Genomic DNA, 13,786 nt, shown 5'->3' with positions numbered 1-13,786 from the left:
ACACTTAAGCAGATACTTAAGTGTGTGCCTAACAATCAATCCGGCGTGGACCTCGATTCCGTCTTCCACGCCCTCGCAGACCCGACGCGACGGGCGATCGTCGCCCGGCTATGCGAGGGGCCGGCGTCGGTCTCGGAACTGGCGAAGCCCTTCGCCATGAGCCTGCCGGCGATTGTCCAGCACCTCCAGGTCCTGGAGAGCAGCGGGCTGGTCCGTAGCGAAAAGATCGGACGGGTCCGCAGTTGCAGCGTAGTTCCGGGAACGGTCCGCGAGGCGGAGGCCTGGCTGGGCCTTCGCCGCACCTCGGCCGAGCGGCGCCTGGACCGCTTGGAGAATTTCCTCAACCACAAACCCGAGCAGGAGTAGCCATGAGCAGCACCCCCATCACCCACGCAAGCTTCACCCTTGAGCGCAAGCTCGACGCGCCCGTGTCCCGCGTCTGGGCGGCGTTTTCGGACTACGGCAACAAGAAGAAGTGGTTCCACGGTCCGGACGAGTGGACGCAGGGCGAATCCAGCCTCGACTTCCGTGAAGGCGGCACGGAGACCGATACTGGCGGTCCCGAGGGCGGATTCGTGTCCACGATGAAGTCCGTGTACCACGACATCGTCGAGAACGAACGGATGGTCTACACCTACGAGATGTATCTCAACGGCGAGCGGATGTCCGTCTCCCTGTCCACCATCGAATTGGAATCCGACGGTGATAGCACCCGGCTCACGCTCACCGAGCAGGGCGCCTACTTCACTGCGGAAGACCACGTCGAAGGCCGCAAAGAGGGCACCGAAGGACTCCTCGATGCCCTGAAGGCCTTCGTGGAAGGCAACTGAACGGCTACTTCGCAGCCGGTATCCGGCGGAGTACGACGGCGGCAAGGACCGCCGCTCCTGCCATCAGTACCAGCCCGATCGCCGCGGTGATGTGCACGCCGGATTCAAAGGCGGAACGCGCCGCGGCGGTCAGGGCTTCGGCCATCGGCTGGGGGAGTGTCGCAGCGGTATCCACTGCTCCGGCAAGGGTTTCGCGGGAACGTTCGGCCGAGTGTCCGGACAAGCCGCCAGGCAGCAGGAGGTGCTGCTGGTAGGACGCCGTGAGGATCGAGCCAAGCACAGCCGTCCCGAGGAGGGATCCAAGTTCGTAGCCGGTCTCGGAGATCGCCGAGGCCGCACCGGCCTTGTCTGCGGGCACGGCGCCGAGGATGAGGTCGTTGGAAATGGTCTCGGACGAACCGACTCCCACGGCGAGCAGCAAGAGCGCGGTCAATAGGTATCCCGGCCCTTGGCCATGGTTCCCGACAGCCGCCACGAGGTAGCCCACCGCGTTCAGGGTCAGGCCTGAAGCGACCACCAGTCCCGGCCGGATCTTCTTGACCACGGGAACCACCACGAGCCCCGCGAGGATCGTCGCGAGCAGCGCGGGGACCATCGCGATTCCGGCCTCCATGGGAGTCTGTCCCTCCACAAGCTGCAAGTGCTGCGCGAAGAAATAGATGAAGCCCGTCATGGAAAACAAGGACAAGATGTTGGCGGTAATCGCCGTGCTGAATACCTTGTTCCTGAACAGCCGCACGTCCAACATGGGCGAAGCCAAGGAGCGCTGCCGGCGGACAAAGACGACTCCCATGGCCAGGCCGAACACGATGAACGCCGCAGGGCCGGGGCCGAAACCGTGCACGGCGGCTTCCTTGATGCCGTAGACAACGGGCGCCATGGCCAAGATGGACAAAGCGACGCTTGGGACATCGGCTTTGCCTGGATTGCTGTCCTTGGATTCCGGGATGAGGAACGGGCCAAAGGCAAGCAAAGGCAGCAGGAGCGGCACGGCCACAAGGAATACGGCTCCCCACCAAAAGTGCTCAACGAGCCAGCCGCCGAAGATCGGGCCGAGCGCCGCACCACCCGAGAAGCCGGCAGCCCAAATTGCGATGGCAAGCCGACGCCGGTTGGGGTCCGGGAAGATGTTGCGGATCAGGGACAGCGTTGACGGCATGAGCATGGCACCGAAAATGCCCAATCCCGCACGGCCCGCAATGAGCCATTCAGGCGATGGCGCGAACGCCGAGGCCGCGGAGACGGCAGCGAAGCCCGTGCTTCCGAGCAACAACAGTCGACGGCGGCCGATCCGGTCGCCGAGATTCCCCATCGAGACCAGCAATGCCGCCAATACGAGCGCGTACGAGTCCACGATCCACAGCAACTGGACGCCCCCGACGTCGAGCTTCCTGGCGATTTCCGGCAAAGCGAAGGTCAGCGCGGTGTTGTCCACCGCGACCAGCAGTACCGGAAACATCAAAAGGGCCAGGGCTGCCCAATCGCGCCACGGCGCAGTGTTAGGCGCGGAGGGAGTGCGGGAGAGCTGGGTTGTGGACGGGCTGAACATGGAAATAACTGTACCGTCTGGACGGTATAGTTTCAATTGACATCGAGACCTAGGGAAAGATGGACACCATGCCTCGAAAACCTGTTGCCCGGGACGCCGTCCTGGACGCCTATGAAGCCCTGTTGATCGACGTGGGGGAGCGGGGGGCAACGCTGGACGCCGTCGCCAAGCAAGCGGGGGTGTCCAAAGGCGGCCTGCTTTACCACTTCCCCAACAAGGAAGCGCTGATCGCGGCCCTCCTGGAGCGCATGGATACCTTGGCCGCGAAGGACGTCGCGGAAATGAAGGCCGCGCCCGAAGGACCCGCGGCTTTCTTCATCAAATCTTCCCTGTGGGCGAACTCTCCCTTGGATAGGGTCTTCGTGGCCGCCGCCCGCCTTGTGGAAGTCGCCCACGAGGAAACGCGCAGGCGCTTTGCCGGGATCCAACAGCAATGGCTCGATCTGCTCGCCGAAGAAGTGGGGCCGGAGATGGCACGTGCGGTGCGGTACATGGGCGATGGGCTGTATTTCAACGCGATGCTGGAAGGTGGGGCCGCCGGCGGTGAAAGCAAGGCCGACGAGAGAAGTGCCGACGTCGCAGCGCTGCTTGCCGCCGTCGAACGCCTGCGCAACTGAAACACGTGTGCAACTGAAAAACCTGGCGCCCTACCCAAATGGTGACCCCATTTGCGGAGCGGCTCCGGACATAGGAGAATTGAACCTTGTGGGAGCTGTCACCGGCTTCCGCGATCTGACTCACACAACTGAATACGCCTTTGACCTGCGGCGGGAGAGTCCTGCAAGCAAGTGATGCAGGCGCCGTAGGAGCAAACCCTCCCCAGGAATCTCTCAGGCCAATGCACCGCCGCGGCAAGGCAACTCTGGAAAGCAGCAAGCCGTCCCATGGTCCCGGAAGTTCCCGGAACCGCGAACAGGATGTGCCGTGCTCACCGACGGTGCAAGCGGGCAATCATGCCTGCGGAAACTCTCAGGTCCAATACAGAGCGGGGAGGAACCCGAATAGCTGTGGCGTACCTTGCGCCGCCTTAGTAATGGAGTTCCTTCGTGACGGTTAGTTCCACCTCCGCAACGTTTGTTGACCGGCATATCGGCGCCCGCCGCCAGGCCGATATTGACATCATGCTCAAGGCTGTCGGTTATGACAGCGTCGATTCGCTCGTTGATACCGCGGTTCCCAACGACATCCGCCAGGACGTCGCACTGACTCTCCAGAACGCGCTGAGCGAGGTTGAGGTCCTCGCCGAGCTGCGCAAGCTGGCGTCCAAGAACAAGACCGCGGTCCAGATGATCGGGCAGGGCTACTACGACACCGTGACGCCCGCGGTCATCCGCCGGAACATTCTTGAGTCCCCGGCCTGGTACACCGCGTACACGCCGTACCAGCCCGAGATTTCCCAGGGCCGCCTCGAAGCCCTGCTGAACTTCCAGACGATGGTCCAGGACCTGGTGGGCCTGCCGATCGCGAACGCGTCGCTGCTGGATGAAGCCACGGCCGTTGCCGAGGCTGTGCTCATGATGCGCCGGGCCAACAAGAACAAGACGGCCCACGACGGCAAGACCGTCCTTGACGCTGATTGCCTGCCGCAGACCATCGCGATCGTGAAGGGCCGCGCCGAGGCGCTGGGCTTCGAGGTCGAGATCGCTGACCTTTCGGCCGGTCTGCCCGACGGCGACATCAACGGTATCGTGCTGCAGCAGCCGGGTGTTTCGGGCCGGGTGTTCGACCACTCCGCCGTGATCGCCGCCGCAAAGGAACGCGGTGCGCTGGTCACGGTCGCCGCTGACCTGCTTGCGCTGACGCTGATCACGCCTCCGGGTGAGCAGGGCGCCGATATCGCCGTCGGTTCCACCCAGCGTTTCGGCGTGCCATTGTTCTTCGGCGGCCCGCACGCGGCCTACATGGCCGTGCAGAAGGGCCTCGAGCGGTCGATGCCGGGCCGCCTGGTGGGTGTGTCCAAGGACGACGCCGGCACCCCGGCCTACCGTTTGGCGCTGCAGACCCGCGAGCAGCACATCCGCCGCGAGAAGGCCACCTCGAACATCTGCACCGCGCAGGCTCTGCTGGCCATCGTCTCCTCGATGTACGCCGTCTACCACGGCCCCGACGGGCTGAAGTCAATCGCCGAAACCGCCCACAAGCACGCCCGCACCCTTGCAGCGTCACTGACGGCTGCCGGCCTTGAAGTCCTGCACGGCAGCTTCTTCGACACCGTCACCGTCCGCGTCCCCGGCAAGGCAGCAGACGTCGTCGCGGCCGCGGAAGCCAAGGGCATCAACCTGCGCGGCATCGACGCCGACACTGTCGGCATCTCGGTCGACGAGACCACGACGCCGGCGATCCTCGCCGACGTCGCAGCAGTCTTCGGTGCGACGCTGCTTGACTCGATCGAGGGCTTCGGCCTGGACTCCGCCGTCGGACGTACCTCGGATTACTTGCAGCACCCGGTGTTCAACACCCACCGTTCCGAGACCCAGTTGCTGCGTTACATCCGCAAGCTCTCGGACCGTGACCTCGCGCTGGACCGCACCATGATCCCGCTGGGCTCGTGCACTATGAAGCTGAACGCAACGGCGGAGATGGAAGCCATTTCCTGGCCTGAGTTCGCCTCGATCCACCCCTTCGCCCCGGATTCCCAGACCGTGGGCTGGCGCGAACTGATCGCCGACTTGGAAGCCCAGCTGACCGAGATCACGGGCTACGACCAAGTCTCGATCCAGCCCAACGCCGGATCCCAGGGCGAGCTGGCCGGCCTGCTGGCGATCCGCGGCTACCACCTGTCCCGGGGCGATGAGCAGCGCAATGTCTGCCTGATTCCGGCGTCCGCCCACGGCACGAACGCGGCGTCGGCGGTGCTGGCCGGCATGAAGGTCGTCGTCGTGGCTACGGCAGCCGACGGCACGATCGACCACGCGGACCTGCAGGCCAAGATCGAAGCCAACCGCGACGTTCTCTCTTGCATCATGATCACCTACCCGTCCACGCACGGTGTCTACGACGCCGACGTGCGCGAGATCTGCGACTCCGTCCACGAGGCCGGCGGGCAGGTCTACGTTGACGGCGCGAACCTGAACGCCTTGGTGGGCCTGGCACAGCCGGGCAAGTTCGGCGGCGATGTCTCGCACCTGAACTTGCACAAGACCTTCTGCATCCCGCACGGCGGCGGCGGACCCGGCGTGGGCCCGGTCGCGGCCAAGGCCCACCTGGCACCGTTCATGCCCGGCGACGCGAACAAGGCCGCACACGAGGACGGACACGGCGTGGCAATCTCCGCGTCCCGGTTCGGTTCGGCCGGCGTGCTGCCGATCTCCTGGGCCTACGTGAAGCTGATGGGCGGGGAAGGCCTGACCGAAGCCACCAAGTCCGCGCTGCTGGCTGCGAACTATGTCGCGTCCCGCCTGAACGAGCACTTCCCGGTCCTGTACACGGGTGAGGGCGGCCTCGTGGCCCACGAGTGCATCCTGGACCTGCGCGAACTGACGCACAAGACCGGTGTCACGGCCGAGGACGTGGCCAAGCGCCTCATCGACTTCGGTTTCCACGCCCCCACCCTGGCGTTCCCGGTCGCCGGCACCTTGATGGTTGAACCGACCGAGTCCGAGGACCTGGGCGAGATCGACCGCTTCATCGAGGCCATGATCACCATCCGCAAGGAAATCGAGCAGGTCGCCAACGGTGACTTCACCGTGGAAGAGTCCCCGCTGCGCCACGCACCCCACACGGCTGCCGCCGTCGTGAGTTCCTCCTGGGACCGTGCGTACCCGCGTGAGCAGGCCGCGTTCCCGGTCCACCACCTCGCCCAGGACAAGTACTTCCCGCCCGTCGGCCGCATCGACGGCGCGGCAGGGGACCGGAACTTGGTCTGCTCCTGCCCGCCGCTTTCCGAGTTTGAAAACTAAAGGATCCCGATATGTCTGAGAACTACACCGCGCTCTATGAAGAGCACAAAAAGCTCGGCGCTTCCTTCACCGATTTCGGTGGCTGGCAGATGCCCTTGAAGTACTCCTCGGAACTGGCCGAACACCACGCCGTCCGGCAGTCCGCTGGCCTGTTCGACCTCTCCCACATGGGCGAAGTCTGGGTGACCGGCCCGGACGCCGCTGCGTTCCTGGACTACGCCTTGGTGGGCAAGATCTCCGCCATGGCCGTGGGCAAGGCCAAGTACTCGCTGATCTGCCAAGAAGACGGCGGCATCATCGATGACCTCATCACCTATCGCCGCCCGTCCCCGGCGGACGGCAGCGACAAGTTCCTCGTGGTCCCGAACGCGGGCAACGCCAAGGTGGTCGCCGCGGCCTTGGCCGAGCGTGCCGCCGGCTTCGACGTCGTCGTGGAGGACGCCTCCGCGGCGACCTCGCTGATCGCCGTGCAAGGCCCCAAGGCCGAGGCGATCCTGCTCCGCCTGGTCCCGGCCGCGCAGCACGAGCTCGTGACCGGGCTGAAGTACTACGCCGCCGTCGAGGTGCCCTTCCTCGTGGCCGGGAAGACCACCGAACTGTTGCTTGCCCGCACCGGGTACACCGGCGAGGACGGCTTCGAGATCTTCGTGGACAACGACTCCGCCGCAGCCCTGTGGGAAGCCATCACGGCCGTGGCCGAAGACGGCGAACTCATCCCAGCCGGCCTGGCCTGCCGCGACTCGCTGCGCCTGGAAGCCGGCATGCCCCTCTACGGCAACGAGCTCTCCCGCGAGACCAACCCCTTCGCTGCGGGCCTGGGCCCGGTGGTTTCGCTCGCCAAGGAAAGCGACTTCGTGGGCCGGGCCGCCCTGGAAACCCTCAAAGCCGAAGGCGCCGGAACCAGCACGGGCCGTAAGCTCGTTGGCCTCAAGGGCCTCGGCCGCCGCGCGGGACGCAGCCACTACCCGGTCCTGAAGGACGGCGTCGTCGTCGGCGAGGTGACCTCGGGCCAGCCGAGCCCCACGCTCGGTTACCCGGTCGCGTTGGCGTATGTCGACGTCGAACACTCCGAACTGGGCACCGCCCTGGACATCGACCTGCGCGGCAAGGCCGAACCCTTCGAGGTCGTCGCCCTGCCCTTCTACAAACGCTAAAACCACAGCACCCCACTGGAGTTTGTGTACAGGTCACACCCCTTAAGAACGCTTTTAGAGGGCATGATCTGTACACAAACTCCATCAGACCAAAGAGTTTCAAACGTAAAGGAAAAGCGCATGGCAAAAGTTGCACCTGAACTGCAGTACTCCGACGAACACGAGTGGGTCTCCCGCGAAGACGGAAACCTCGTGTCCATCGGCATCTCGGCCATCGCCACCGATGCCCTCGGCGACATCGTGTACGTCGACTTGCCCGAGGTAGGCGCCGCCGTGACCGCAGGGGAAACCTGTGGCGAAGTCGAATCCACCAAGTCCGTCTCGGACCTGTACTCCCCGGTCACGGGCGAAGTCACCGAAGTGAACTCCGCCGTCGTCGACGACCCCGCACTGATCAACAACGATCCCTACGGCGCCGGCTGGCTGTTCAAGGTCGCCGCGGAATCCGATGGTCCGCTGCTCTCCGCAGAGGAATACGCCTCCAAGAACGGTGGCGAACTGTGAGCGCCGCAACGGGAACCGCGTTCGAGCAGGTCGTGTCGCCGTCGCTGGACGCGCAGCTCTCCGAGCTGGACCCGGAGATCGCGGCAAAGATCGACGACGAACTCGGCCGCCAGCGCGGCGGACTGGAAATGATCGCCTCCGAGAACCACACCGCCGTGGCTGTCATGCAGGCGCAGGGTTCCGTCCTGACCAACAAGTACGCCGAAGGCTACCCGGGCAAGCGGTACTACGGCGGCTGCGAACACGTTGACGTGATCGAGCAGCTGGCCATCGACCGTGTGAAGGCCCTGTTCGGCGCCGAGTACGCGAACGTCCAGCCCCACTCGGGCGCCCAGGCGAACGCTTCGGTGATGCACGCGCTGATCAAGCCCGGCGACACGATCATGGGCCTGAACCTCGCGCACGGCGGTCACTTGACGCACGGCATGAGGATCAACTTCTCCGGCAAGCTGTACAACGTGGTCCCGTACGGGGTCCGCGAGGACAGCCACACCGTGGACATGGCCGAGGTTGAAGCATTGGCCTTGGAGCACAAGCCCGCGCTGATCGTTGCTGGCTGGTCCGCGTACTCGCGCCAGCTGGATTTCGCCGAGTTCCGCCGCATCGCGGACCTTGTGGGCGCCTACCTCATGGTGGACATGGCGCACTTCGCGGGCTTGGTTGCCGCGGGTCTGCACCCGTCGCCGGTCCCGCACGCGCACGTCACCACGTCCACGACGCACAAGACCCTCGCGGGTCCGCGCGGCGGCATCATCTTGTCCAACGACGCCGAGATCGCCAAGAAGATCAACTCCGCCGTGTTCCCGGGCCAGCAGGGCGGCCCGCTCGAGCACGTGATCGCCGGGAAGGCCGTGGCCTTCAAGATCGCGGCTTCGGAAGAGTTCAAGGAGCGCCAGCAGCGCGTCCTCGCCGGAGCCCGGATCCTGGCGGAGCGCCTCGTGCAGGACGACGTCGTGGCCAAGGGGATCTCAGTTGTTTCGGGCGGTACCGACGTGCACCTGGTGCTCGTGGACCTGCGCAACTGCGAGCTTGACGGGCAGCAGGCCGAAGACCGACTCGCCGCGATCGACATCACCGTCAACCGCAACGCTGTCCCGTTCGACCCGCGCCCGCCGATGGTCACCTCCGGCCTGCGGATCGGCACGCCGGCCTTGGCGACGCGCGGTTTCAGCGAAGCCGCGTTCCGCGAAGTCGCCGACGTCATCGCCGAAGCGTTGATCGCCGACGCCGGTGCCGACCTTTCCGGTCTGCGTCACCGCGTGGAGGCCCTCGCCGCCGCGCACCCGCTCTACCCGGGCGTAGCAAACCTGGGCTGATCTTGGTGGCCCGTTGGGGCCGACATCCTCCGCGTGCTCGGTCGCGAAGACGCCCGCTGAGCGGACGTGACGCTCTCTTAGACGCACGCTTCCGGATGTTGGCCCCAAAGGGGCCATCCCGGCGGGACTGTTTGCCCGGGCCCGGATCCTCGGGTCCCCGCCGTATCCGAATTAAATTAGTTAGGAACCACCATGGCTGTTGGCGTCTTCGATCTTTTCTCGATCGGGATTGGTCCGTCGAGTTCGCATACCGTCGGGCCGATGCGGGCGGCTGCCGTGTTCGCCGGCGAAATCAAGGATTCGGGCGCCTTGGACAAAGTGTCGTCCCTGCGGGTGGACCTTTACGGTTCGCTTGCCGCCACCGGTCGCGGCCACGGGACCATGACGGCGGTCCTGCTGGGACTCGAGGGCTACCACCCGGAGCTGATCCTTCCGGATGAGGTGGAGGCGCGGCTCGCGGCAATCGCCGAGACCGGCACGCTTAACCTGGCCAGCGCTGGTGTTCCCGGTGCGGGCAAGCAGCTTCAGTACGGGGAATCGGACATGGTCCTGCACCCGCTCACTGTCCTTCCCCGGCACACCAACGGAATGAAGGTCTCGGTGTCCGACGCCGATGGCGAGGTCCTGCACGAAGCAACCTTCTTCTCCGTGGGTGGCGGCTTCATTGTTCGTGAGGGCGAGGAGGAAAGCGCCCGGAAGGAACTGGAGGAGTCGAAGAAAGAACTTCCCCTGCCGTTCCGCACCGCTGCTGAAATGCTGGGGCGTTGCGCTTCGAAGGGGCTCAGCATTTCGGACATCATGCTGATCAACGAGCGTGCTTCGAGGAGCGATGAGGAAATCCGCGAAGGGCTCCTGCACATCTGGTCTGTCATGGAAGGTTGCGTCGAGGTCAGCCTCAAGCGCGAAGGCGTGCTGCCCGGCGGACTGAAGGTCCGCCGTCGGGCCCCCGACTGGCACGAGCGGCTCCTGAAGGAAGACAAGGACCGGGACCCGAAGTACTGGCAGGAATGGGTGAACCTCATCGCGCTGGCCGTCAACGAGGAAAACGCCTCCGGGGGGCGGGTTGTCACCGCACCCACGAACGGGGCCGCCGGAATCATTCCGGCCGTGCTCTATTACGCCTTGCACTACGCTCCCGGGATGGACAACGCCTCGCAACAAGACCGCGACGACGTGGTGGTGAAGTTCCTCCTCGCAGCGGGTGCGATCGGGGTCCTCTACAAGGAGCAAGCGTCCATTTCCGGCGCTGAGGTCGGCTGCCAGGGCGAGGTGGGCTCTGCGTCCTCGATGGCGGCCGCGGGTCTGGCGGAAGTCATGGGCGGCTCTCCTGCCCAGGTGGAAAACGCTGCCGAAATCGCGATGGAACACAACCTCGGCCTGACGTGCGATCCGATCGGCGGCCTCGTGCAGATTCCCTGCATCGAACGCAACGCGATCGCCGCGGCGAAGGCCATCAACGCCGCCAAAATGGCGTTGTGGGGCGATGGAACCCACCGCGTCTCCCTCGACGAAGTCATCGTGACCATGCGCGAAACCGGCAAGGACATGTCCGACAAATACAAGGAAACCGCTATGGGAGGCCTCGCCGTCAACGTCGTCGAGTGCTGACGGCAACCCTATGGCGTGCCGGCGCGTGAGCGGGAGCGGGCGGCCACGCCGGGCCGAGCAAGGCCGCGGACGCCATGGCCGCGATCGCTGACCAAACGCTGTTGCCGCGACCGGCAGTGAGCGGCGGAATGGGGCGGTAGGCGATCATCGGATCCTCCAGGTTCGGTTAGTGGTATTACCACTGTGCACTGGCGTGCTGGCTGGGGACTTTGGGGAATCTTTGCCTAGGCTGTGAAGCCGTGGCTGCTATTGCCCGCGCCGGGCTTTGGCGGCTCCGGGGGCCGATAGACTTGAGGGTGAACGCCTGCGCCGCCCAGCGGTGCCTGCTGCCTCACGTACGCAACTGATTGGACACGGCCCCCTTGCGAGAATTCACCGCGCGCTTTGCCACCTCCGAGGAAATCGAACACTGGGACAAACACGTCACGGCCAACCCCAACGGCGGAAACCTCCTCCAATCCGAGGCCTTCGCGGAGGTCAAGCAGCATTTCGGCTGGAAGCCCTTGCACCTGGTCTATGAGACGGCGGACTACAGCAGCTTCAACCTGGTCTTGGAGAAATCCTTCCCGCTGCTGGGCAAGCTCTGGTACCTCATCAAAGGACCGGACGTCGCCGGGGTCGAGGACATTCCCGGGATCATCAAGGCCAACCAGGAATTCGTGAAGCGCGCCAAGCTGGGTGTGTTCGCCATCAAGATCGAACCGGACATCATCTTGGAAGACGACGCCAAGGCCACCATCGAAGCCACCGGCGTGGTCAAGACACCCAACCTGCAACCCAACGACTCCACCGCGCTGCTGGATATTTCTCCCGAGGAAAACCAACTGCTGCGAAACCTCCATTCGCGTGGCCGCAATGCCGTTCGGCGCGCCATCCGCGAAGGAGTCGAGGTCCACCCGATGGAGCCGACAGAAGAGAACTTCCGTTCAATGTATGCGCTCATGACCAACACCGTTGAGGCGAAGTCCCAGGTGCGGGTGCGCGAATTCGATTACTACCGCCGGTTTTGGACCAATTTCATGGACCGCGGCCAGGGCAGGCTCCTGTTTGTCTTTGAAAACGGTGTTCCCAGCGTGGGCGCGTTCGTGATCAACTACGGCCGGAAGGGCACGTACAAGGACGGCGGCTCGTTGCAAAAACGCGGGCAATACGGGGATTCGCACTTGGTCCAGTGGACAGCCATCAACGAGGTGAAGGAGCTGGGCTGCACCGAGTACGACTTCTGCGGCACCCCTCCGGCTGACCGGCTCAAAGACACATCCCACCCCTTCCACGGGTTGGGCCTGTTCAAGACGAGCTTCAGCAAGACCGTCACCGACTTCGTAGGCTGCTACGACCAAATCATCAGCCCGCTGAAATACAAACTGTGGACCGTCGCGGGGGAGCGCATCGCCCGGCAGCTTTACACGCGCCGCACGGGCAAACAGTTCTACTAGGAGTACACCCGTGACTGACCGCCCGGACCACAGGCCCATCACGGACGGATTGCCCAAGACGCAGCCCCTCAAGCCCTCGCAGGTGCGCCAGAACGCCAACGCAAGGCGCATGCTCCGCCGGCTCGTCCAGGGCGAGAACCCTCCCACCGCGCCGTTGAGCATCGTGGATCGCTTGGCCGGCAGCCCCTACGCCAACCCCACCATCCAGGTGAGCGGCGTGGATGCGTCGGCCCGCAAGACGATCGATTTCGCGCTCCACATGGCCGAGACGATGTTCCGTTACGGCGCAGGCGCCTTGGAAGTCGAAACCAGCATTATCGCCGTCACGGCCGCGCTTGGCCTGAAGTACATCGAAGTGGACATCACCAACCAGTCGGTGGCGATCAACTACGCGCCCAAGGACCAGACTCCCATTACCTTGCTCCGCGTGGTGCGGTCCTGGACAAACAACTACGCCGGCCTGGCGCAGGTTCACCAGCTTGTCACCGACATCGTGGCCGGGGGAGTGGGCCGCGCCGAAGCCGTGAGCCGCCTGGACGACATCATCCGGAAGAGCAAACCCTTCCCGCGGTGGATGGTGACCATTGCGTTCGGTGTGTTCGCCGCGGTCTTCGTCGGTGTGTTGGGCGGCGGACTCGGAGCTTCGGCATTGGCCTTTGCGTCCAACTTGCTCGTGAACCTCGTTGCCCGGCAATTGGGCAAATGGCGTACCCCTGACTTCTTTGTCACGGCTGCTTGTTCGTTCCTGGTGACGTTCATTGCGTTGATGCTTCGCTGGGCGGGAGCGGAAATTCCACCGTCCATCGTGGTGGCCGGTGGGATCCTGTTGTTGCTGCCGACTGGACGGTTGGTCTCGTCGGTTCAAGACGCCATCAACGGCTTCCCCGTGACGGCGGCCGGAAGGTTCCTGTCTACCATCCTGACGTTTGGTGCCATTGTTGCCGGGATCGCCGTGGCCGTGGTGGTCGGCGACCTGGTCGGCAGCGCCAAGATCGACGTCACGCAAACATTCCCCGAGGCGTATCCGTTGTGGGGCCAGGCGATTCTGATCGCCATCGCCGTGATTGCCATCGGGATCACGGAACAGACCGAGCTAAAGCTTTTGCTCCCGACGGCGGCAGTCGGCATTGTGGGCTACTTCGCCTTGTGGGGGGCGGGCGCTTTGGGCTTGGGCGACCGGCTGTCACCGGCGATTTCCGCCGTCGTGATCGGCTTGTTGGGCCGGATTGTGGCCCTCAAGCTCGGCGCCCCGCAGCTAGTGGTCGCCGTGCCCGCAGGCCTCATCCTGCTCCCCGGACTAAAGATATTCCGCTCCATGTATATATTGACGGTCCAGGAAGCTGACATCCTTTTGGGTTCAGGCGGCATGCTCAACGCCGGAGCGATCGTGCTGGGCGTCGCGGCGGGAATCGTGCTTGGCGACAACCTCGCCCGGCCGCTGACCAAGGGCTTGGCGAGCAACGAGCGTCGGCGCGTGCGGAGGCGCTAGA

Annotated in this window: 11 protein-coding genes and 1 riboswitch; of the genes, 10 read left to right on the top strand and 1 reads right to left on the bottom strand. The window is 64.6% G+C overall.

Features of this window, described 5'->3' with window-relative positions; genetic code table 11:
• Positions 1-24 precede the first annotated feature (24 nt).
• Together E1809_RS05610 and E1809_RS05605 are read left to right on the top strand one after the other, a co-directional pair.
• Positions 25-366, top strand: coding sequence for an ArsR/SmtB family transcription factor (locus tag E1809_RS05610; RefSeq protein ID WP_133203240.1), 342 nt, complete (start codon positions 25-27; stop codon positions 364-366).
• A gap of 2 nt (positions 367-368) precedes the next feature.
• Positions 369-830 carry an SRPBCC family protein gene (locus tag E1809_RS05605; protein WP_133203239.1) on the top strand — a complete coding sequence of 154 codons (462 nt, stop codon included), beginning with the start codon at positions 369-371 and terminating at the stop codon, positions 828-830.
• 4 nt (positions 831-834) lie between these two features.
• Here E1809_RS05605 and E1809_RS05600 read toward each other — a convergent pair whose 3' ends face one another.
• On the bottom strand, positions 835-2,379 hold the full coding sequence (locus E1809_RS05600) for an MFS transporter (protein WP_133203238.1): 1,545 nt from the start codon (positions 2,377-2,379) through the stop codon (positions 835-837).
• A 68-nt stretch (positions 2,380-2,447) separates the two neighbouring features.
• On the opposite strand from E1809_RS05600, the gene E1809_RS05595 reads away from it, so the two are divergent.
• The 8 genes from E1809_RS05595 to E1809_RS05560 all read left to right on the top strand — a co-directional run bounded on the left by E1809_RS05595 (position 2,448) and on the right by E1809_RS05560 (position 13,785).
• Entirely contained in the window at positions 2,448-2,996 is a 549-nt protein-coding gene (locus E1809_RS05595) for a TetR/AcrR family transcriptional regulator (RefSeq protein WP_133203237.1), read from the top strand.
• Positions 2,997-3,137: 141 nt separating this feature from the next.
• Positions 3,138-3,235, top strand: a riboswitch (glycine riboswitch).
• 190 nt (positions 3,236-3,425) lie between these two features.
• Entirely contained in the window at positions 3,426-6,278 is a 2,853-nt protein-coding gene (gcvP, locus tag E1809_RS05590) for an aminomethyl-transferring glycine dehydrogenase (protein ID WP_133203236.1), read from the top strand.
• Between the two features lie 11 nt (positions 6,279-6,289).
• Entirely contained in the window at positions 6,290-7,432 is a 1,143-nt protein-coding gene (gcvT, locus tag E1809_RS05585; protein WP_133203235.1) for a glycine cleavage system aminomethyltransferase GcvT, read from the top strand.
• 120 nt (positions 7,433-7,552) lie between these two features.
• Complete coding sequence (gcvH, locus tag E1809_RS05580) at positions 7,553-7,936, top strand: glycine cleavage system protein GcvH (RefSeq protein WP_133203234.1); 384 nt, start codon at positions 7,553-7,555, stop codon at positions 7,934-7,936.
• Positions 7,933-9,252, top strand: coding sequence for a serine hydroxymethyltransferase (gene glyA / locus E1809_RS05575; protein WP_133203233.1), 1,320 nt, complete (start codon positions 7,933-7,935; stop codon positions 9,250-9,252). Before gcvH ends, glyA begins: the two co-directional genes overlap by 4 nt.
• Positions 9,253-9,444: 192 nt before the next feature.
• Positions 9,445-10,860: an L-serine ammonia-lyase gene (locus tag E1809_RS05570; protein WP_133203232.1), complete on the top strand. Its 1,416-nt coding sequence runs from the start codon at positions 9,445-9,447 to the stop codon at positions 10,858-10,860.
• Between the two features lie 362 nt (positions 10,861-11,222).
• Positions 11,223-12,296 (top strand): lipid II:glycine glycyltransferase FemX, encoded by a 1,074-nt coding sequence (locus tag E1809_RS05565; protein WP_133203231.1) that lies wholly within the window; start codon positions 11,223-11,225, stop codon positions 12,294-12,296.
• A 10-nt stretch (positions 12,297-12,306) separates the two neighbouring features.
• Positions 12,307-13,785 carry a threonine/serine exporter family protein gene (locus E1809_RS05560; RefSeq protein ID WP_133203230.1) on the top strand — a complete coding sequence of 493 codons (1,479 nt, stop codon included), beginning with the start codon at positions 12,307-12,309 and terminating at the stop codon, positions 13,783-13,785.
• Position 13,786 lies beyond the last annotated feature (1 nt).

Origin of the sequence: Arthrobacter terricola (genome assembly GCF_004354015.1) — a bacterium.
GTDB classification, from domain to species: domain Bacteria; phylum Actinomycetota; class Actinomycetes; order Actinomycetales; family Micrococcaceae; genus Arthrobacter; species Arthrobacter terricola.
The sequence above is the reverse complement of the archived record's forward strand: the minus strand, read 5'-3'. Positions and strand labels throughout refer to the sequence as shown.

Coding starts and splice junctions, on each gene's coding strand:
- E1809_RS05605 (WP_133203239.1), top strand. CDS start 369: ATGAGCAGCACCCCCATCACCCACGCAAGCTTCACCCTTGAGCGCAAG.
- E1809_RS05600 (WP_133203238.1), bottom strand. CDS start 2,379: ATGTTCAGCCCGTCCACAACCCAGCTCTCCCGCACTCCCTCCGCGCCT.
- E1809_RS05595 (WP_133203237.1), top strand. CDS start 2,448: ATGCCTCGAAAACCTGTTGCCCGGGACGCCGTCCTGGACGCCTATGAA.
- gcvT (WP_133203235.1), top strand. CDS start 6,290: ATGTCTGAGAACTACACCGCGCTCTATGAAGAGCACAAAAAGCTCGGC.
- gcvH (WP_133203234.1), top strand. CDS start 7,553: ATGGCAAAAGTTGCACCTGAACTGCAGTACTCCGACGAACACGAGTGG.
- E1809_RS05570 (WP_133203232.1), top strand. CDS start 9,445: ATGGCTGTTGGCGTCTTCGATCTTTTCTCGATCGGGATTGGTCCGTCG.